Origin of the sequence: Nostoc sp. JL33 (genome assembly GCF_017114985.1) — a bacterium.
In the GTDB taxonomy this organism is placed as follows: domain Bacteria; phylum Cyanobacteriota; class Cyanobacteriia; order Cyanobacteriales; family Nostocaceae; genus Nostoc.
This window is the reverse complement of the sequence record NZ_JABXKP010000015.1, coordinates 1-20,071: the sequence shown is the minus strand read 5'-3', so window position 1 is coordinate 20,071 and position 20,071 is coordinate 1. Positions and strand designations below refer to the sequence as shown.

The 20,071-nt window shown below is 43.8% G+C and carries 15 protein-coding genes; 7 read left to right on the top strand and 8 right to left on the bottom strand.

Annotation, left to right across the window (positions count from 1 at the left end; genetic code table 11):
• Positions 1-365 precede the first annotated feature (365 nt).
• Positions 366-2,933 carry an alpha-glucan family phosphorylase gene (gene glgP / locus HWQ23_RS03045; protein ID WP_292823388.1) on the bottom strand — a complete coding sequence of 856 codons (2,568 nt, stop codon included), beginning with the start codon at positions 2,931-2,933 and terminating at the stop codon, positions 366-368.
• A 657-nt stretch (positions 2,934-3,590) separates the two neighbouring features.
• Positions 3,591-3,914: a hypothetical protein gene (locus tag HWQ23_RS03040; RefSeq protein ID WP_292823386.1), complete on the bottom strand. Its 324-nt coding sequence runs from the start codon at positions 3,912-3,914 to the stop codon at positions 3,591-3,593.
• Positions 3,915-4,508: 594 nt separating this feature from the next.
• Between HWQ23_RS03040 and HWQ23_RS03035 the strand changes: the two genes are divergently transcribed.
• From HWQ23_RS03035 to HWQ23_RS03020, 4 genes are all read left to right on the top strand, one after another.
• Entirely contained in the window at positions 4,509-4,637 is a 129-nt protein-coding gene (locus tag HWQ23_RS03035) for a hypothetical protein (RefSeq protein ID WP_256091202.1), read from the top strand.
• 646 nt (positions 4,638-5,283) lie between these two features.
• On the top strand, positions 5,284-5,979 hold the full coding sequence (locus tag HWQ23_RS03030) for an acyltransferase (protein WP_292823384.1): 696 nt from the start codon (positions 5,284-5,286) through the stop codon (positions 5,977-5,979).
• A 227-nt stretch (positions 5,980-6,206) separates the two neighbouring features.
• Positions 6,207-6,323, top strand: a complete 117-nt coding sequence (locus HWQ23_RS03025; protein WP_292823448.1) for a photosystem II reaction center protein I — start codon at positions 6,207-6,209, stop codon at positions 6,321-6,323.
• A gap of 197 nt (positions 6,324-6,520) precedes the next feature.
• Positions 6,521-9,433 carry a DUF3769 domain-containing protein gene (locus tag HWQ23_RS03020; RefSeq protein WP_292823382.1) on the top strand — a complete coding sequence of 971 codons (2,913 nt, stop codon included), beginning with the start codon at positions 6,521-6,523 and terminating at the stop codon, positions 9,431-9,433.
• Positions 9,434-9,623: 190 nt separating this feature from the next.
• Here HWQ23_RS03020 and HWQ23_RS03015 read toward each other — a convergent pair whose 3' ends face one another.
• A complete protein-coding gene (locus tag HWQ23_RS03015; RefSeq protein WP_292823380.1) occupies positions 9,624-9,908 on the bottom strand; it encodes a hypothetical protein in 285 nt (94 codons plus the stop codon).
• A gap of 130 nt (positions 9,909-10,038) precedes the next feature.
• Between HWQ23_RS03015 and HWQ23_RS03010 the strand changes: the two genes are divergently transcribed.
• Complete coding sequence (locus HWQ23_RS03010; RefSeq protein WP_292823378.1) at positions 10,039-10,191, top strand: hypothetical protein; 153 nt, start codon at positions 10,039-10,041, stop codon at positions 10,189-10,191.
• 22 nt (positions 10,192-10,213) lie between these two features.
• On the opposite strand, the gene HWQ23_RS03005 is transcribed toward HWQ23_RS03010, so the two are convergent.
• Positions 10,214-10,726 (bottom strand): porin family protein, encoded by a 513-nt coding sequence (locus tag HWQ23_RS03005; RefSeq protein ID WP_292823376.1) that lies wholly within the window; start codon positions 10,724-10,726, stop codon positions 10,214-10,216.
• 207 nt (positions 10,727-10,933) lie between these two features.
• Positions 10,934-12,538 carry a murein biosynthesis integral membrane protein MurJ gene (gene murJ, locus HWQ23_RS03000; RefSeq protein ID WP_292823374.1) on the bottom strand — a complete coding sequence of 535 codons (1,605 nt, stop codon included), beginning with the start codon at positions 12,536-12,538 and terminating at the stop codon, positions 10,934-10,936.
• 422 nt (positions 12,539-12,960) lie between these two features.
• Between murJ and HWQ23_RS02995 the strand changes: the two genes are divergently transcribed.
• Positions 12,961-15,978 carry a GAF domain-containing sensor histidine kinase gene (locus HWQ23_RS02995; RefSeq protein WP_292823372.1) on the top strand — a complete coding sequence of 1,006 codons (3,018 nt, stop codon included), beginning with the start codon at positions 12,961-12,963 and terminating at the stop codon, positions 15,976-15,978.
• A 324-nt stretch (positions 15,979-16,302) separates the two neighbouring features.
• On the opposite strand, the gene HWQ23_RS02990 is transcribed toward HWQ23_RS02995, so the two are convergent.
• Together HWQ23_RS02990 and HWQ23_RS02985 are read right to left on the bottom strand one after the other, a co-directional pair.
• Positions 16,303-16,809, bottom strand: a complete 507-nt coding sequence (locus tag HWQ23_RS02990) for a pentapeptide repeat-containing protein (RefSeq protein ID WP_292823370.1) — start codon at positions 16,807-16,809, stop codon at positions 16,303-16,305.
• Between the two features lie 251 nt (positions 16,810-17,060).
• Positions 17,061-18,581 carry an LCP family protein gene (locus HWQ23_RS02985; RefSeq protein ID WP_292823368.1) on the bottom strand — a complete coding sequence of 507 codons (1,521 nt, stop codon included), beginning with the start codon at positions 18,579-18,581 and terminating at the stop codon, positions 17,061-17,063.
• 115 nt (positions 18,582-18,696) lie between these two features.
• Between HWQ23_RS02985 and HWQ23_RS02980 the strand changes: the two genes are divergently transcribed.
• Positions 18,697-19,761: a mannose-1-phosphate guanylyltransferase gene (locus tag HWQ23_RS02980; protein ID WP_292823366.1), complete on the top strand. Its 1,065-nt coding sequence runs from the start codon at positions 18,697-18,699 to the stop codon at positions 19,759-19,761.
• 42 nt (positions 19,762-19,803) lie between these two features.
• On the opposite strand, the gene HWQ23_RS02975 is transcribed toward HWQ23_RS02980, so the two are convergent.
• Positions 19,804-20,071: hypothetical protein (locus HWQ23_RS02975; RefSeq protein WP_292823364.1), on the bottom strand; the 268-nt coding region annotated here is incomplete at its 5' end.

Genomic DNA, 20,071 nt, shown 5'->3' with positions numbered 1-20,071 from the left:
GGGACTTCCGGGATACGTTAAAACGGTTTTGGGACGTCTACGACGGGCTATGACGCTCGTTCGCTTTTAGCGTCTCCCCTTCTCCCAAAGGGAGAGGCTAGCGCCTGCCGTAGGATGCCCGCAGGGCTGTAGGGAGATGACTCGCTACCGCTTCTCTACGAGACGCTACGCGAACGCTATCGGTGACGCACATATCCTTTTGATTCATGGGAATTGAGTTGGAGTACTGGATCGCTCCACCTATCTCCTCGTTATAACAGATACTAAATATTAATTTTCTACCTAAAAATATGTAACATAAAAGGCGTTGCTAAACTTAAATCAGCAACGCCTAATCTTGAGTATTCAATAACTACTCAGCACTCTTATTCTGCCCAAGCAATCAACCTTGGTTCATAGGGATTAGCCAGATTTTGATTTTTCGGCAATACACGCAAAGACAAGCCTTGCAAACCAGAAGCTGTATAGGTGATATTACCCGTGTAAGTACTCAATTGCCCTGCATCTTCCCCTTGGTAATCCATCACCACTGACACAGCGTTGACAATCTCACCATTGGCATCGATCGCACCTTGATATAGCTCTACCTGCACATCATTATTCGTCAAAGTTGCCAAGTCAAGCTTGGCTTTGACAGCAACGGTTTGGTTAACTTCAATGTCGTCTGAAGGTGCCGATGCGTCTATATTTTTGATTTTGATGTTGAACCAGTGTTCGCCCAGTTTTTCTTTCCAAGCAGCTAGTTCTTTGGCTGGGGCATAGTTATCGACAGTCAGGGTATGATAGCGATCGCTGGCTGGGAAATAAGCCCTTTGTGCATATTCTCCTACCATCCGCGCTGTATTAAAGAAGGGACAATTCAGGCGAATTGCATCCTTCATTTTGGCAACCCACGGACGGGGTAAGCCATCACTATCGCGGTGATCGTAAAATAAGGGTACAACTTCCTTTTCTAACAACTCGTAGAGAGCATTTGCTTCTACTTCATCTTGGTAGTTAGGATCGTCGTAATTCTCTCCATGTCCAATTGCCCAGCCCGTGCGGACATAATCAGCTTCATCCCACCAGCCATCTAGTACACTTAAATTCGGCAATCCATTCATTGCTGCTTTCATCCCACTGGTACCAGAGGCTTCCCGTGGACGACGCGGTGTGTTTAACCAGATATCGCAACCCGCAACCATCAACCGGGATATGTAAATGTCGTAATTGGGAACAAACACTACTTGTTTTTCTAAGTGTTGTTCATGGATAAAGTGATTGATATCGCGGATGAGTTCTTTACCTGGAATATCCTTCGGGTGTGCCTTACCAGCAATCACGAATTGCACTTTTCGGTCTTTGTTGCCCAGCAAAAGCCGCTTAATGCGATCCAAATCACGCATCCAGAGGGTGGCACGTTTGTAGGTGGCAAAGCGACGGGCAAAGCCAATGGTGAAAGCGTAAGGATCTAAAACTTCTTGTGCCTGGACAATTTCGGAGGCGGAAGCGCCGCGATCGCGCAAATGCTTGACCAAATGCTCTCGCACATACAAAATCATATCTAAGCGGCAGCGTTCGTGATTGCGCCACAACTCCTCATCGGGTATGGCGTCCATCCGCTCCCATAATGGGCTATCTAGTGGGGCTGATGACCAGTTTGGCCCCAGGTAGCGATCGTACAATTCTTGAGTCGATTTTGCCACACAACTCCGAGCATGGACACCGTTAGTAATGGCGGCGATCGGCACTTCCTCTACTGGCACCTTCTTCCACAAGCCCTGGAACATTTGCCGCGACACCACACCATGCAGTTGTGCGACACCGTTAGAAAATGTTGCCATCTTCAGCGCCAGCACCGCCATACTGAAAGGCCCAGATAAATCGCCTGTATTCTCCCGCCCCAGTCCTAAAAATTGCTCTTTGGGCAACCCAAATATCTCAGCATAGTACCCCAGGTAGTACAACATTTTGTCGGGAGCGAACAAGTCAATCCCTGCTGGTACTGGTGTATGGGTGGTAAAGATATTACTAGAAGCCACCACCTGTTTAGCTTGGGCATAATTCAGCCCCTCTTCCTGAATCAGCAAGCGGATACGCTCTAAAGCAGAGAAGGCGGCGTGACCTTCATTCATATGGTAAGCGGTGACTTTCAGCCCCAAGGCTTTGAGCATTTGCACACCACCGATCCCCAGCATGATTTCCTGGTGGATACGCATATCGATGTCGCCACCGTACAACTGATCTGTGATGTCGTGATCGTAAGTATTGTTGGGTTCAATGTTGGTGTCCATCAAATACAGAGGCACCGTTCCTACCTGTACACGCCAAACTCTGGCATACACCTTGCGTCCTGGATAATCTACCGCAATTCGCAGTTCTGAACCATCAGGATTGCGCTCTAGATGCAAGGGCATATTGTAGAAATCGTTCATCAGGTAGCGTTCTTGCTGCCAGCCATCGGCATTAAGATACTGGGCAAAGTAGCCTTGCTGATACAGTAAACCTACACCGACAAGCGGTAGCCCCAAGTCACTAGCAGATTTGAGGTGATCCCCCGCCAGAACGCCCAAGCCCCCAGAATAGACGGGTAAACAATCTACAAGTCCAAATTCCGCCGAAAAATAGGCGTAGCATTCTTTTGGTTTCTGCTCCCGTTGTTTTTGATACCAGGTGCGCTCTTGCAAATAATCTTCTAACTGACGGTCAGCTCGATCCATTTGCGCTAGAAAGCCTTCATCTTCGACAACTTCCAGAAGCCGCGATTGAGAGATAGTACCCAGCATTAACACCGGGTTATGATGGGTAGACTCCCACAGGTCAGAGTCTAAGCGACGAAATAAATCTTTAGTGTCAACGTTCCAATCCCAGTGCAAGTTCTGTGCTAGCCGCCGCAGTGGTTCGAGTCGTGGCGGTAGTGAAGGGGATACGTTAAATGTGCGAATTGGCTGCATAGGTTGGCAAAACTCCAAGTTTAGCTATGGTTATTGTTTACTCTCTTTACCAATGTTGCCAATTCTTTATACTGTATTTTGTGAAAAAGCCATGACTTTGTTAAGCATTGAGAATTCTTTTTAACCTCGTTGCTAAAGTTTACACCAAGGTGTTTCTAATTCTATGCGTTACCGTCAGCCATGTACTTGGTATATTAAAATTTAATCATTTACTGGCTGGCATGTACCACTTAAAAAAATCTAGTTTTGAAGAAATAATTTATATTTATTTTAGTATTGCTTCCGGGGAGCAATTCTAGGGTCTTGGCTGAGGGTGAAAATTCCTCATAGCTGTGTCCAGTCAAGTTAAATTTTTAATTATTTTTTAATAAAATTGCCCTGGCAAAGAAGTACGTTAACAGCTAGCTCTGCTAACCTACGATGTTTATCTGTGGTTCAATTATTTTTTTGTACCTTACTTGTACGGAAACCGCTATATTATGATACTTCAGTAAAGGTTAGCTTCAGGTGATGCATACGCGTAGCTCCTCGTAGACATCGCCTAAAATGGGATCGGATGAAAAACCGACCAAGCAGTTAACCAGGAAAAGCGACCCCTAACTACTTGGTATTAAATATATAGACTAAATCAGGAAAATAACTTAGAAAGGTGTTATTTTATGCACCTAATGAAGGCTGATCTTTAGTATTTTTTGTCATCGTCAGAGCTACAGCTGCTGCATAAGCAATCTCCGCAGCCATTTGATAAGCAAGTTTGATATTTGATGAAGCGTCCTTGGCTTTAGGAGAGAGGGAAGCTTTTTTTCGGCGCGACTCTTGTTTGACATCACCTGCTGCAATAGCTCGCTGTAAAATTATCCAGGCATCTAAGTCCTCTGAGTCATAATTACTTTGAAGCTGCGATCGCAGATGATCTTCAGCAACAACACTCAGATAGCCGGTAGTTAGAGCTTGTTGCACAATTTCTTTAATTAAAGCCATAATTTGAACCAAGTGTGTGAGTTAAAACCGATACCTCAATTTGGGCATTTAATCTTGTTTTGTGGACTTCTCCTAAAAACTAAGCTACGTTTTAGCTTTCTTTAATAAAATTTATAATGAGTAGTGCCAAGCACGCATCACCCGCTTGGCTCACCCGGATGGGTGATTTACAAATTTTTAGATATAAGTAATAGGGTAGAGGAAAATTTTTATTTTTAGCTTTGCTTTTTTAGGAAGAGAGTGTCACAAGTATAGTAGATATCATTCTGAGTTGAACGTGGAATCATAAAATTACTTGGATCAACGGGAGAAATATAGACAAAAATGCCAATTAACCGCTTCTAGCATTTTTCAACTCCCTTCCTCAATGGATTTTATCTAAGTGTATAAAATTATTTTGGGTAGCGATTGCTCCTGTAAAAAAGTTAACTGATTTCCCCCATTCTCATCAACAAGCAACCTAGAAATCAACTTATTTAATCAGAGTGTTCCACTAAAAATAAAATGTGTTATCGTTAAAAACAATTGTTATTAAAAGCTATTCATGTAATTACAAACGTGAATTGGCTAGTCTGTAAATCATCCGAGTGCAACATGATTGGAGCAGCATACTCTAGAAATTCGTTGCAAGAAAGCCGTCATAGCAGTCGGGGAAGCGCTTACTTGTTTGCACCGATGGTTAACTTCAATGTGATGGCTGATGTGGGAGATAATCCACCCTAATTGGGTTTTATTTGGGCAAAAATACCCAGAAAAATCCAACAATAATTACATTGCCATGCTAGGCATAAATTTTATCTAAACTTTGAATATAGTCTAGTTAAATGTATTTTTTGTTGCAAAATAGCTTGTGAAACTGAGTTGTTTCAAAAGACTAAAACCGCTTGAGAAGAAGTAGCCTCAAGGCAAATAACTCTATTCCTAGTTGCGTAACAAGCTTTTCAAATTTGCCGGATAACCAAAACAGTAGCCTATCTAAAGGGAGCAAATTTTCCGATCAGACAATTTAATAGTCTGAGGTTTGACCCTGCAATGCACTGAAATTGTTTTGTTAATTGATCTGGTGAAAAAGAAGCGAAACTTTTACGTACATATAGTACAAAAGCTTCTAGCCGATTAACACAATTGTGCATATCAATTGAGTGATTATACACACCTAATTTCAATAATTGCTCAGATAGTCAAAGCCAGACTCTGGTTTTTCAACATTTGAAAAACCATCTAAAAATATTGGGAAATTTTGGCAATCCTGCCAATTTAGCTGCTGTGTAAAGCAATACTAACACTGTTGGTATTGGCAGAAGATTAGGATACAGACAAAACAACTTTCAACACTGTCAACAACAATTGATTGAAGAGATATGTAGCCATGCAGAACAAGCAATATTTTTCAAAATTGCAGCGCGTGCAAGAACTTTTAGTAACTACGGTGTTAGGAGATATTCCGACACTTCTTTTGGGGCCAAAGTTGCGTAATTTGGGATATCGTAATATTTTTGCCCAGATAGGCAGCCCAGTCTATATTCAAAATGGTGTTGAATTTAACGGTACCTCTTGTATTGAGATAGGCAGTGGAGTCTATATTTTCAAGGGTGTGCGGATGGATGCTAGAGGACACAAAAATAATAGAATTCATCTAGGAAATAGAGTCGCTATTGAGCGAAACGTTGATATAGGGTCTTTGTCAGATACGTATATACATATTGATGAAGACACCTTCATTGCTCCCAACGTGTCTATTGAGGGGCCAGGAGACATTAAAATTGGTAAACACTGCTTGATTGCTGCCTACTCAGGGATATATGCCAATAACCATAATTTTGCCGATCCGATGCAGCCGATTAAATACCAAGGTGTTACTCGCAAGGGAATTGTGATTGAGGATGATTGTTGGCTAGGACATGGCGTAACAGTATTAGATGGCGTTACTATCGGCAAAGGCAGTGTTATTGGTGCCGGAGCAGTTGTCAATAGAGATATTCCTCCTTTCTCCGTTGCTGTAGGCATACCTGCACGAGTAATCAAAAACCGAATTGGCAAAGACTTAAGCATTACTTCAAACTGAGAAATAGGGTATTGGGTATTGGGCATTGGCATAATAACCATCCCCTGTAACCTGTAACCTGTTCCCTTTTTTAAGAAACTTTTGCCGTTAGTCAACGTCACAAGAGCAAACGTCCCCAGAGTTCTCTAAAAAAGGACGAGATTTGGGTAATATAAAGGAGCTATCTTTTCTGCATGGCAGATCCTGAAAGAAAAGCTCTTTTTGTCTTACCCGTTGGAGATATTTCTATGCTGACTTTAAAAATCGCTGTTTATATTGTTGTTGCCTTCTTCGCTGCTCTCTTCGTCTTCGGATTTTTGTCAAACGATCCAGCTCGTAACCCCGGACGTCGGGACTTAGAGTAAAAGGGCGATAAATCATCCGTGACTTTGGAAGGCGGAAGATACTAAACGCCACGGAAACTTACTAAACTTTCGTCTAGTAAGTTTCCTCCTCCAAGTGGCTTGCTGCAAGGTAGCAGAAGGCGACAGTCGGAAGGCAAAATGTATGTTTATCCTTCCGTCCGTCATTTGGCTGTTTGTTAGCCCGATTTTGCTCAAATATGCTTCATCCAGTTCTGCCACCCGATCCGCCTTTTATCCTCGAATCTTTACAACCTGTAAATCCCGCCTCATCTGCTAGTCATACAAAGTTTCTTTCAGGTGTAGATACTGGAATACACGAAAAGACAGACAAATCCAAGCAGCCCAAAGCTCTGGCACAGTTGGCAATTGCGAGTAACACCAAGAGTGATCCTTTATTGCCAACTTTGATAAACTCAACTTCCGATGACTTGGTAATTGCCGAAACTCCCTCTATACCTCATTCACCAGAAACCTTCCCACCAGAAACTTCCCCACTCACCAATTCTGGAACTGCTGCGCTTTTGGGGCAGCCGCTTGTCGTTGGTTATCCCACGCAGAAGGTTACAACCTCTAATCGCCAAGAGAAAGAAGACACAAAGACAAGTCCCAGCGTCGGCATCCGGCGCTCGGAATTTCTGCTGATGTCGGCGCTGCGTAAACGGGAGACGCAAAGACAAGTCACCGCGTTGCCAACAAAAGTTGGAGCGGAGGCGAACGATCTAGACGCAAAGGGTGAAGCTTCTGAAAAACTCGGTCAGCGATATCTAACGACAAGCCGCTCCGCGTCTACGCTAGATTCAAACTCTAGTGGTGGAGAAAAACAAACTTTTTTGGCCTCCCCTAGTTTTAGCTATAGAGTTTCCCCAAATCCCCTTGTCGCCCAGTCTTTGCGTCCTCTTCAAATTGCCCCAAGTGCCACAAACAGCAACAAGTTAGTCCACTCCAAGGCAGAAATTTTAACTTCTCAGTTAACCCAGCAAAAACAGCAAAGTGATATTACTGCACCACAGTCTCCAAAAAAAGACAATATCTCTGTATCTGCTGCTGATCTTGCACCAAGTTCTCAATCAGTACAAAATTTTATAGAATTCAAGTCTCGCAGCCCGACAAGCCAACTCTCAAAGCCCATCACTGTAGAATTCAAGTCCCAAGCCCAACAACAAACTCAAGCACCAACGCCTACACCACAGGTAAATACCACTAATCAGCCACAAGGTCAACCATCTGGTACAACTGCACCAGCTAGCACCCCGCCAGCCAGACCGAGAATTGTAGAAGTCACTTCAGATCGGCAAGAGTATGACGAGCAACGGCGAATTGTTACAGCTGTAGGTAATGTAGTTGTGCGATTTGATGGGGCGGTGGTGGATGCCGATCGCCTGCAAGTCAATTTGGATAACTTGATCGCTGCGGGGGAAGGCAACATCACTTTAACACGGGGCGATCAGGTACTACACGGACAACGCTTTACCTATAACTTTGTTCAAGATAGTGGGGAACTGGAAAATGGTAGAGGAGAAATTTACGTACCCTCAGCACAAACAGATTTTGCTTTTTCACCCACGGATGTAAATGCTGGTGGAGTGCCAAAACGTCCGCCAAGCGATCGCATTAGAGCCAATCAGCCGCTTTCGGGTGTGAGCAGCCCTGGAGGACTTGATGTGACATTTGGTGGTCAGGCAGGCGCTACCAACATACCAGCACCGAAATCAGGGGGTGTAGTCAATCGGCTCAGGTTTGAAGCTGAACACATTGACTTCTATCCGCAAGGCTGGCAAGCAAGCGATGTCCGCATCACCAATGATCCTTTTTCCCCCCCAGAACTAGAATTACGCGCAGACAAAGTAACTCTAACGCGAGAATCACCTTTGGTAGACCGGATCAGGACACAGCGACAGCGTTTGGTATTTGATCAAGGACTCTCCTTACCAATTCCGGTGAATGAGCAGACTCTTGACCGCCGGGAGCGGGACGTTACACCTGCAATAGTCTCCCCCGGCTATGATGGAGATAAGCGGGGTGGGTTGTATGTTGAGCGTGGCTTTCCAGTGATCGATACAGAGCAGACACGCTGGACGATCACGCCCCAATTGCTAGTACAAAAAGCTGTGCAAGAAGGCACGGGTGACTTAGGCGCACTGTTTGGTGTAAAGACAAAGATAAATTCTGTTTTGAGTCCACGAGCAGTAATTGAGGGGACTGGGGAGTTAACTAGTTTTGACTTGAACAAGCTAGAAGATAATTTGCGGGTGAGGTTAGGATTGCGCCAGACATTAGGGACTTCCCTTCCCCACATATTGAATCTAGAGTATGGCTACCGCGATCGTTTTTACAACGGTACCCTCGGCTTTCAAACTGTCCAGAGCAGTATTGGCGGCATTATTACCTCTCCTGTAATTCCTTTAGGCAAGAGTGGCATCAACCTCACCTATCAGGGAAGCGCTCGATATATCAATGCCAACACCGATCGCCAAGACTTACTAAAACCGCAACGGGAAAACGATCGCATCTCACTAGGTCGTTTACAAGCCAGCGCTAGCCTCAGTCGTGGGCTGTTACTGTGGCAGGGAAAACCATTACCACCCACACCCACTGAAGGATTACGATACACGGCTAACCCTGTAGTTCCTTACTTGCAAGCGATCGCTAGCCTCACAGGCACTACCAGTTATTATACCAATGGTGATAACCAAAGTATCTTGACTGGTACGGTTGGGTTGGTAGGGCAAATTGGTCATTTTTCTCGACCTTTTTTCGACTATACCGCCTTTAATATTAGTTACTCTCAAGGCTTAAATAGCGGATTATCACCCTTTTTGTTTGATCGCTCCGTTGATAACAAAGTCTTGAGCGCTGGGATCTCACAGCAAATCTACGGCCCTTTTCGCTTAGGCTTTCAAACATCTGTTAACTTGGATACTGGTAGAGAAACTAGCACCGACTACATTTTGGAATATAGCCGTCGCACCTATGGCATCACTTTGCGTTACAATCCGGTATTGGAGTTAGGCGGCTTCAGCATCCGAATTAGTGATTTTAACTGGGGTGGCGGTACTGATCCATTTTCGGAAGTTAGGCCAGTAGTGGGCGGCGTGGAACAAGATTATTAGCTTGAACAGTTAGCAGTTGCCTCAATACGGTTCGGATAAGCTTTTGAGGCTCTTGAGGAAAAAGGTTATTGGGCAATAATTCTTTTTCCCCCTGCTCAAGAACAGCTCACCTCAACAGATAACTTTCTCTTTTCCGAAGCATATTGCAATGGATATTTTCTATTCACAGATTTTCTATCTTTTGCCCAGTCTAAGGACTTGGCACGACTCGACAGCTTATAGCACAATTGGTTGATGCCGCACCTGGTATTCTCAGGTTGGCATAGTCGCCGCTTAGTTGAACACTTGAGGGTGGTTGGTGTAGGGTTGCACAGCATCTTTGCACTGCGGCTTGGTACTCTCGCCATTGTTTGCGGATTGCAATACTTGCAGCATCATCACCTAAGTCTGAAAATCTTAGCCCAGACCGAATTAGCCAAGATTCCACGTCAGTTGTTTCACCAACTATTCTTGGAATGGGATTAATCTTTTCCATGAGTAATATCTTTTATGCGTATTCAAAATTGGCCATTCAACTGTAAAAGAAACTATTGATAATAGCCAATATAATTTTTTATCAAAATCATCAATAAAAATGATTAAAAAAAGAGTATGGATACTCAGATATGACAGAACTAATTACTATTACGGCTCTGATTTGGATGCAATACAATTTAGGGGCACAGCAATGCTGTGCCCCTACGAATGGTCTGTATTCTATGCAATTAAGAACTGCTATATTACGGCTGGGAAACATCATTGCTTTAGCTAGCGAATAAGGTGTTTTCTAGCTCGTAATCATTAGAAGCGATAGCCTAATCCGGCTTGGAAGCTGACGGCATCAGCATCACTATTTCTGTAAGCGTCAATGCCCCATTTAGCATCGCCGTAGGCAATGACATTGTTCCTAACTTCTGATTCAATACCAAGGGTGACTACAGGTGCATTCTGATTGCCCAATGGGGTTTTTTGACCTTCGTCAGTTACAAAAGAATAACCACCACCGAAGTAAACGTTAGTATTTGTGGCGATCGGCGCATCATAAGTCACTATGGGCATAATTGCAGCAGCATCACCACCATACAGCACAGAACCCCGTAGTGAAAGAGGTGTTTGGGGAACGGCGTAACGTCCTTGGATATTGCCACCAACTTGTGCTTCATCGTTTCCTTGTCCGCCACTGGTTGCACCAACCGCAATCCCAGCACCGACGTAATTACCGTTTGTACCGGCTGTTTGAGCAGAAGCAATTCCCGCCGAAAAGACAATGGAAGCAACAGCAAGGAAAGAGGCAGCTAATTTTGTAAGTTTCATAGGATTCTTCTCACCAGAGTTAACTAAAATCAATGTTCTCTAGTACTAGAATCTCTTTTTTTACAAAATGTAACCTCGCACATTTGGTTCACCCTACTGGCTGAATTATTGTTCACCCACTTGGGTGTACCAACTGAAATATTTAAATAACAGTTATTTTATCGAAACAGAATTCTGAATTCTGACTTCTGACTTCTGAATTCTTCTTCAATTCTTCAAAAAGCGCTGACGCAAACGAGATATAAATCTATTCACTTCTGGTATTTTCATCGATGAAGCGATCGCAGCAAACACCGCAATCCCCACCAAGCCAGATACACACAACTGCAACACCAGAATCAGTAAACCTTCTTTACCTAAGAATTGCTGAAAAGCAACCAATGTCCCATAGCTTGCTACCCCAGCTACCAGGCTACCAGCAGTCAAACCCAAAATCGGCAAACTCCACTCACGCCAAGGTAAACCATTAAGTTTGCGATCGAGCAACCATAACAGCATTAACATTGAACTGCAATTTACACCCACTGTTGCTAACACCAAGCCGGGAGCGCCAAAAGGTTTAACAAAAAACCAATCTAATAAGATGTTGAGCAAAATGTTAAAAATACTGATGCGAAAAGGTGTCTGTCCATCGCCTAAAGCATAGAACACCCGCACCAAAACATCACGTCCCAAATAGACAAACATGCCAATTCCATAAGCGACTAGCAATGATGAAACTAGCTGTGTGGCTTCTGGTTTGAAAGCACCGCGCTCATATACCACCTGCACAATGGGTACAGATAACGCCACCATCAGCGCCCCTAGCGGTAGCATGGTGAAGGCAGTGAGTAGCAGTCCTTGGCGAATGCGTAATTTTAGCTCTGGCCAATTTTCGGGGCTGGCAAGTTTGGCAAATATCGGTAATAGGGGCAGTAAAATAATATTAGAAATAATCCCTAAAGGAGTTTGCACTAATAGATTGGCATAGTTAAATCCTGCCGCAGCACCAGGGATAGGACTGGCAAAATAAAGGTCAGTGGCAACATTAATTGGCATCATTCCAGAGGAAACTGTTGCCGGAGTCATGATTTTAATTACTTCTTGAACGCCTGGAGATTTAAACTCAAACCGCAGGCGTAATGTGCCTAATCCTAACCGCCACTGGACAATTAGCTGCACTAACCACTGGAGAACGGCTCCTGCCAAGGTTCCCCAAGCTAAGACCATTCCCCCGATTAAAGCGTACTCCGGTTTAATAATGTCTTTGCCCAGTTGCATAGCCAAGATACCAAGACCGGCAACAACGGTAATACTAGATAATAAAGGACTAATGGAGAGTAACCAATATTGATTGGCTGTATTGAGAGTACCAAAGCCAATGCCAATTAATCCCGAAAATAAAGCCATTGGTGCCATAATGCGGAGTTGTTGAATGGCGATCGCTCTGGTTGTCTCTTCCAAACCATGACCGACTAAATCAACGATCGCATCCGCAAATAAAACTTGAGCAACTGTCACCAACAACAGCACTCCAGCCACCAGCGTTGTCACAGTTTCCACTAGGGGAGCCGCTTCTTCTCGCCGACGCTTGGCTAAAACGCTGACGATCGCACTGTGTAATGGCCCATTTACACCACCGAGTAATATTAATAGAAAGCCAGGGATAATATAGGCATAACTATAGGCGGTGGCAGCAGCACCAACACCAAAAGCGGCAGCGATCGCTTGCTGCCGCACTAAACCGAAGACTTTACTAATTAATGTGGCTGCGGCAACAATGCCAGCAATTCCAGCGAAAGAACGAGAGGGTTTTTGGTCTTGTTGTGTCACGAATATTACCCGACAACTCTTGCAGAGTGCATATCTTAAAACATTTAACCTGAAATTCCGCAGTCTGTCAGGTAAATTTCAATAAATTAGTTATTTTAAGTGCGAAGGCTCAAAATTAAATTCCTGAGATTGCTATCATACAGCGAATTGAGGGTTGAAATTTCAACCCATAGGCACGGCGCGATCCGCAGAGAACTCGCTACGATTCTACGCAAAGCTGTACTTAGTCATATCTTCTGTTGTCTACAAGCCAAAATTATTTTTAACACTATTACGAGGATAGATCAAGAAAGGGGAACTATAACAATAACCACCTTCTGGGAAATAATTGAACACTGCAAAAATTTGCAGATGGTCATATTTTTGACTTTATGAAGTTTGGGATGAAGAATCATTGTATAAAAACGACATAATCCAGAGCAATGGAACCAAATTCAAATTTCACGGAAAATCAACTTCTCTTGTCAAGCGCTCAACTTCAAGAGCAACTAGAGCAACAAAAGGCTCTGGCGAGTGTAATTGTGCGAATTCGGGAGTCTCTTGACTTAGAAACAATTTTTCAAACGACCGTTACACAAGTGCGTCAGTTGCTAAATGCTGACCGTGTAGCAGTCTTCCAGTTTGACCTGGAAAAAGATTGGGAAGGACAATTTGTTTGTGAGGATGTTGCACCTGGCTGGGACTCAGCAATGACAGTAAAAGTTTACGACCACTGCTTTGGAAAACAATTTGCTGCCAGTTATCAACAAGGTCGAGTGCAAGCAGTAGCAGATATTTACAAGGCGGGACTGAGTGATTGTCATCTGGGAATTTTGAGTAAATTTCAGGTACAGGCTAATCTCATTGTCCCTCTATCGCGCCAGAACGAACTGTGGGGATTGCTTTGCATTCATCAGTGCAGTCAGCCTCGTGACTGGAAAGAATCGGAAATTGAGTTTATTCGTCAAATTGCTGACCATCTTTCCGTTGCGATTCAACAAGCGAAGCATCTCCATGAAGTTCAATTGCAAGCCGCAAAATTGGCTCAAGCAGTTCAACGCGACCAAGTAATAGCTCAGATTGTTGATGAAATTCGTTCACCCATTGATATTGAAACCATCTTTAAAACCACAACTCAAGAAATACGCAAGCTGCTGCAAGCTGATCGAGTTGCCATCTTTAGCTTCAATCCAGATTGGAGTGGTAACTTTGTTGCTGAATCATTTGCGGAAGGCTGGACTCCCTTAGTTGGCGTTCAGCGTGCGATCGCTGATACTTATTTACAACACACCCAAGGTGGACGTTACGTTGACAACCAGACATTTACAGCTAATGACATTTATCAAGCCGGATTAACAGAGTGCCATATAACCCTGTTGGAGCAATTCCAGGCAAAATCCTTTGCAACTGCCCCCATCCTCCAGGGAGATCAACTTTGGGGAATCATCGCTGCCTACCAAAATGCCTCACCCAGACAGTGGCAATCTTATGAAGTCGAATCATTGACCAAAATCGGCACACAAATTGGTGTGGCACTGCGACACTATAAGTTGTTGGCATACGCTCAGTACCAAGCAGAGCAACAAAAGACATTAACTAGCGTGATTACTCGAATTCGGGAGTCCCTAGATTTAGATACAATCTTCCAGACTACTGTCACCGAGGTACGGCAAATGCTGCAAGCAGACCGAGTGGCAGTCTTTCGTTTTGACTCTCAAAAAGATTGGGAAGGAGAATGTATTTCTGAGGATGTTGTACCTGAGTATAACTCGGTAATAGCAGAAAAATTTTATGATTATTGCTTCGGTGAAAACTTTGCACCCCTTTACGCACAAGGTCGAGTAAATGCGATCGCTGACATTTATCAAGGAAAGTTTCCAGCTTGCTATATCCAAATCCTAGAAAAATTTCAAGTGCGTGCAAATATGGTCGCACCTCTCTTGAAAAAAGGTGAACTTTGGGGGTTGCTGTGTATTCACCAATGTAACGCTCCTCGTGACTGGCAACCCTCTGAAATTGAATTTGCCAGTCAAATAGCCCAGCAATTGGGAGTTGCATTAAAACAGGATTCTTATTTAAAGCAAGTTCAAATGCAGGTTGTCCAGTTAGCAGAAGCCACCGAACGCGAGAAATCAATGGAACGGCAAGAATTGTTGGCTGCAACCATTGATAAAATCCGCCAGTCACTCGATATTAAAACTATTTTTATAACTACTACTCAATCTGTGCGAGAGTTGCTCGAAGTCGAGCGAGTTGCAATCTACCGCTTCAACTCGGATTGGAGCGGTAAATTTGTGGCAGATTCCTTCAAAGATGGTTGGAAACCTGTTACACCAGCCCAACCAATGATTAGAGAAACTTTTGAGGACACAGACGATGATAACGAACTTCCGCGCAACGAAACCTTTGTTCCGATTCGGGAAGGCGAAAAATTATGGGGATTATTAGTTGCTTATCAAAATTCGCAACCACGTTATTGGAAAGAGGAAGAAATCAATTTACTAGCTCAAGTAGGGGTGCAATTTGGAATTGCAATTCAGCAAGCAGAATTACTCGAACAAACTAAACGCCAAACCTCAGAACTTACTCAAGCTCTGCAAGAATTAAAACAAACTCAGACCCGGTTAATTCAGGGTGAAAAAATGGCAGGTTTAGGACAATTACTTGCTGGAGTCGCGCATGAAATTAACAATCCTGTAAGTTTTATTTTTGGCAATCTTATCCATTTAAATGAATATACTCAAGAATTGCTAAATGTAGTGAAACTTTACCGTCAAAACTCCTCTTTATTGCCAACTGTCCAAGAGCGAATTGACAAGGCTGATTTGGACTTTCTCATCGAAGATTTACCCAAAACCCTTGAGTCAATGAAAGTAGGAACAGAGCGGATTTGTGAGATTGTACTATCACTGCGTAACTTTTCTCGTACAGATGAGGTTGAATTGAAGCCAGTAAACATTCATGAAGGATTGGATAGTACTTTGCTAATCTTAGGGCATCGCCTCAAAAATAATAAAAAACGCCCAGCTATTGAGATTGTTAAAGAATATGGTACTTTACCTTTGCTCGAATGCTATCCCGCGCAATTAAATCAAGTGTTTATGAATCTTTTGAGTAACAGTATTGATGCATTAGAGGAAAAGCTTAAAACTATACAGGAAAAGTATTTAAATTTATCCCAAAGGTGTCCGAAAATACCCTTAACTATCTGGATTAGTACGCAAGCCGTTAATAACCAGATTGTAATTAGAATAGCTGATAATGGTCTGGGGATTCCAGAAGAGGTGCGATCGCACATTTTTGACCCCTTCTTCACCACCAAAGCAATAGGTAAAGGTACAGGGCTAGGATTATCTATCAGCCATCAAATAATAGTTGAAAAACATCATGGTCAAATTAAATGTTCTTCCAAAACAGGAGAAGGAACAGAGTTTTTGATTGAAATTCCTAGCGTTAATTAGAGGCGACTGATTTTTGACAATTCTAATAATAGTATTTCACGAAATACCTGCTACAGATACACGCGTAGGGACGTACAGATGTACATTGGTGTCAACTTAAGGTGAAAGCCAGTATATAACCAGCTTTTAGAGATTGTCTCGTTCCCAGTCTCTGACTGGGAATGCCTATGAGAGGCTCCGCCTCCCTGACTCGCGGCAGAGCCGCAATTGAAGAGCATTTCCAGCCTCTGGCTGGAAACGAGGTTTTAAAAGGTTTTGGCTGAATTTGTATTTTCCATTTTTTCGCTAAAATGTCTCTGTTTTCATGCTCAACGCGGAGACTCTTCACTTACAACCCAAACTATCTCGCGTTGACACACCTGTAACCGAATTTACGCCATAGGCTCTTTCACACAGCAGCGACACTTGATAACGGTCAATTAAAGCATCTGTAAAATCGGCACCAGTGATATCAGCATCGTAAAAACGGCTGCTCGTCAAAGTTGCTTCTGTAAAAATGACATTTTTTAGGTTAGCACTATCCATAGTCACGCGATCAACTAAAGCGCCGCTCAAGTTCGCACCTTCGAGATTGGCTTTTAATAAAACTCCTTTAGTCAGAATTGCATTGGTTAAATTCGCCCCTTGGAAATTCGCCCCCCGCATTTCTGCTGCGACAAAAGTCACACCTGCCAAATCAGCATGAGAAAAGTCACGATTTTCTAAATTTATATTGTTGTAGTTGATTGTGTTTATTTGAGCAAAAGCCGGTTTGGGATTAAGTATTATCCACAAAAATGCTAGTGTCAAAATCGCAATCAAACCAAAAAAGCGCAGTAAAATCTTTTTCATAACTTTATTATTAATAAGGCGCACAGATATGGATTAGTGTCAACTTAAGCTAAAACCTTTTTTAAAACTCGTTTCCAGGTAGAACCTGGAATGTAAGTCATTAGGCTGCTGCCGCGAATTTGAGAGGCAGAGCCTCTAATAAGGCATTCCTAGTCAGAGACTAGGAACAAGGCAACGAGGGAATGTCTCAAGGTTTCTTGTAGACTGGCTTTAACGTGAAGTTGAAACAGCTAGCTGTGCGCCCCTAATGACTATTTCCAATCTTTACCAATGCGGATTGTGAGATCAGATTCTAAATCACCGATCGCCGACACTTCTATTTGACCCAAGCCTAAGACTTTTTGCAAATCAACTCCAACTCGTCGGTTGCCTTTTTGGACAACAATCTGAGTTTGACGTTGGGTATCTGGCCAATCAGGCACTTTGTAAATATTAGTAAAGCCTTTTTGTTTGAGATAAGCAATAACTTTTTCAGTTAGCTGAGGTTGATTGGAAGCATTTTGAATAGCAATTTTGAGGTTAGGAACCCGGCGCATATCTGGCTTAAGACCAGGTACATTTACCCCAACATAATCATTCAACAGGCTCTGTTGTCCAGTCATGTTCAGCCAATAGCTATCAGGGTCTTTGCTAAAACGGCTAAACGTACCAGGCAACATGGTCATTTGGAAATTATCCCGATCCAAGTTGAGTCCGAAGTTCACCAACGCCATCATTTCTTCCATCTTCAGGTTGGTATCAAAATATTTTCGCATCAAGCGAGTTAATTGAGGCAACCTGGGTAATATGGTAGGACTATTGAGGCGTTGCAGCAATGCTGCTGTTAGTGCTTGCTGACGCTGCACTCTGGGCAAATCTCCCAAACCTGGCTCACGGAATCGGACAAACTGTTCTGCTTGTTCGCCGTTGAGGGTTTGCCAGCCACTGACTAAATTAATCGACAGCCGACTGCTGGAGTCTTTATATTCCATTGATTCGGGGACAAAGACCTCTACTCCGCCTAACTGATCGACTAACTGCCGTAAGCCGCTAGTAGAAATGCGGATGTAGCGATCGATTGGGGCATTATTTAAGGTACGGCTAACTACCCGTGCTGCCAAGACTGGGCCGCCTTTGGCATTGGCATCAGATACCTTAGTTAATCCCTTTTCTCCCTTTTCAGGGATGGCGATCATTGTATCTCTGGGAATCGAAAGCACCCTTACAGATTTTTCGCTAGGGTTAAGCCGTACCAGCAGCATGGAGTCGCTTTTCCCAGCAAAACTTTCTGGTGAACCATCAACAGTACCACTGACTGGTTCAATCCCCATAATTAAAATATTCATCGGTCGTGAAAGCTGGTACTGGGAGAGTTTGCTCCATAACTCCCCTGGTAGTGGTATTTTTACCTGGTCTTTAGCAGTAGTTCCTAAATCTTCATCTGTTCGATCTAGATTGCTCCACAAAGGAGTCCAAAGCGCTAACGTTGATACTAGCAACCCAGATAAGATGATGCCGATGACAACCGTCATAATCCACAACAGCCATCGAGGCATGGTTAAGCCCAGTCTCTCGTAAAGCTGATTGGGAATCGCGCCTACAGATTCGACGACGCTACGGTTCGGATTCGCTGGCGAGTTTAGTTCTACCTCCTCCTCCTCTAAATCGGCTACTGGTACAGGTGTTACTTGATTTTCCGTTCGTTGAAGTTGCGGCGATCGCACCTCATTTTCAAATTCTGCTACTTGTTGAGATGTAACCGGATTATCCGACCATTCGACTTGTTTTATCACAATTATTTCCCCACTCAACCACTCCCTAAAAGTATGTTAATCCAAGCTACAAATATTGCCAGTGGAAAACCTCACTGTAAACTTGTAATGTTCTTCGGTAAGCGTGTATGACAACATGAATACTTTATTGTTCCCCGTAATCCTTGCTGGTGGTAAAGGTGAACGTTTTTGGCCCCTGAGTCGCAAAGACCGACCCAAGCAATTTTTAAGTCTTGATGGTAGCTCTAGAAGTTTATTACAAGCAACCGCCGATCGATTGATAGAACTTGCTGGCGGGTGGGATTCCTTGTGGGTGATAACTTCTAGTCAGATAGCTGAAGGGGTACGACAACAATTACCTGATCTACCAGTTGAAAACTTACTGATTGAGTCGGAAGGAAGAGACACTGCCGCAGCCGTTGCCTGGACAAGTTTAGAAATCAAACGGCGCTATGGAGAAGACGCTGTTATTGGCTTTTTCCCTGCTGACCACTGGATTGCTGACCAAGAGGCGTTTGCACACACATTAAGCGCGGCTACGCAACTAGCAGCAAGCACAGCAGCGATCGTTACACTGGGGATCAAGCCTACTTTTCCATCAACCGGTTACGGCTACATTGAACAAGGTGAAAAAATTGGTAGCTTTAATGAGTTGCCAGCTTATCACGTCAACCGTTTTACTGAAAAGCCCAACCGGGAAACGGCAGAAACTTTTTTATCTACGGGACGCTTTAGCTGGAATAGTGGGATGTTCGTTTTTCAAGCAGGGGTTGTTCTCAAAGAACTACATACCCATGCTCCAGAAATTATCGAACCTTTAGAGCAACATGGCCCTGATATCTATCCCCAGTTGCCTAAGAAGAGTATAGACTATGCGCTAATGGAAAAGACAACTCTAGCATACGTTTTGCCAGTTGATTTTGGTTGGGATGATTTAGGAGATTGGAATGCGATCGAACGCTTACTGAAGACAGAAGATACTCCGAATGTGGAACTCGCTACCCACGTAGGGCTGGATACGCAGGGGGCGATTATTTATGCCTCAAATCCAGAAGATGTAGTTGTTACTATTGGTTTAGAGGACGTGGTGATTGTGCGCGATCGCAATGTCACCCTCGTTGTTAAAAAAGAACGTACCCAGGAAATCAAGCAGATCCTCAAAATTCTCCAAAGCGATTCCCGATTTACCGACCTGCTATAAAAGTTAAAACCCTTGGCAGAGGCGAAAAAGTCTATTTTCCCATTATAACTTGACTGTCGAAAAGCAGAGCATAGGGCATTGGGCATTGGGCATGGGGCATGGGGCATAGGGCATTGGGCATTGGGTATTGTTAAATAGTTCATCTCCCCCTGTTTCCCCTGCTCCCCCTGCTCCCCTTGCTCCCCCTGCTCCCCACTCCCCACTCCCCACTCCCCACTTTCCACTCCCCACTCCCCACTCCCCACTCCCCACTCCCCACTCCCCACTCCCCCCTCCCCACTCCCCAATGCTTTTACTAAATCCCGGCCCC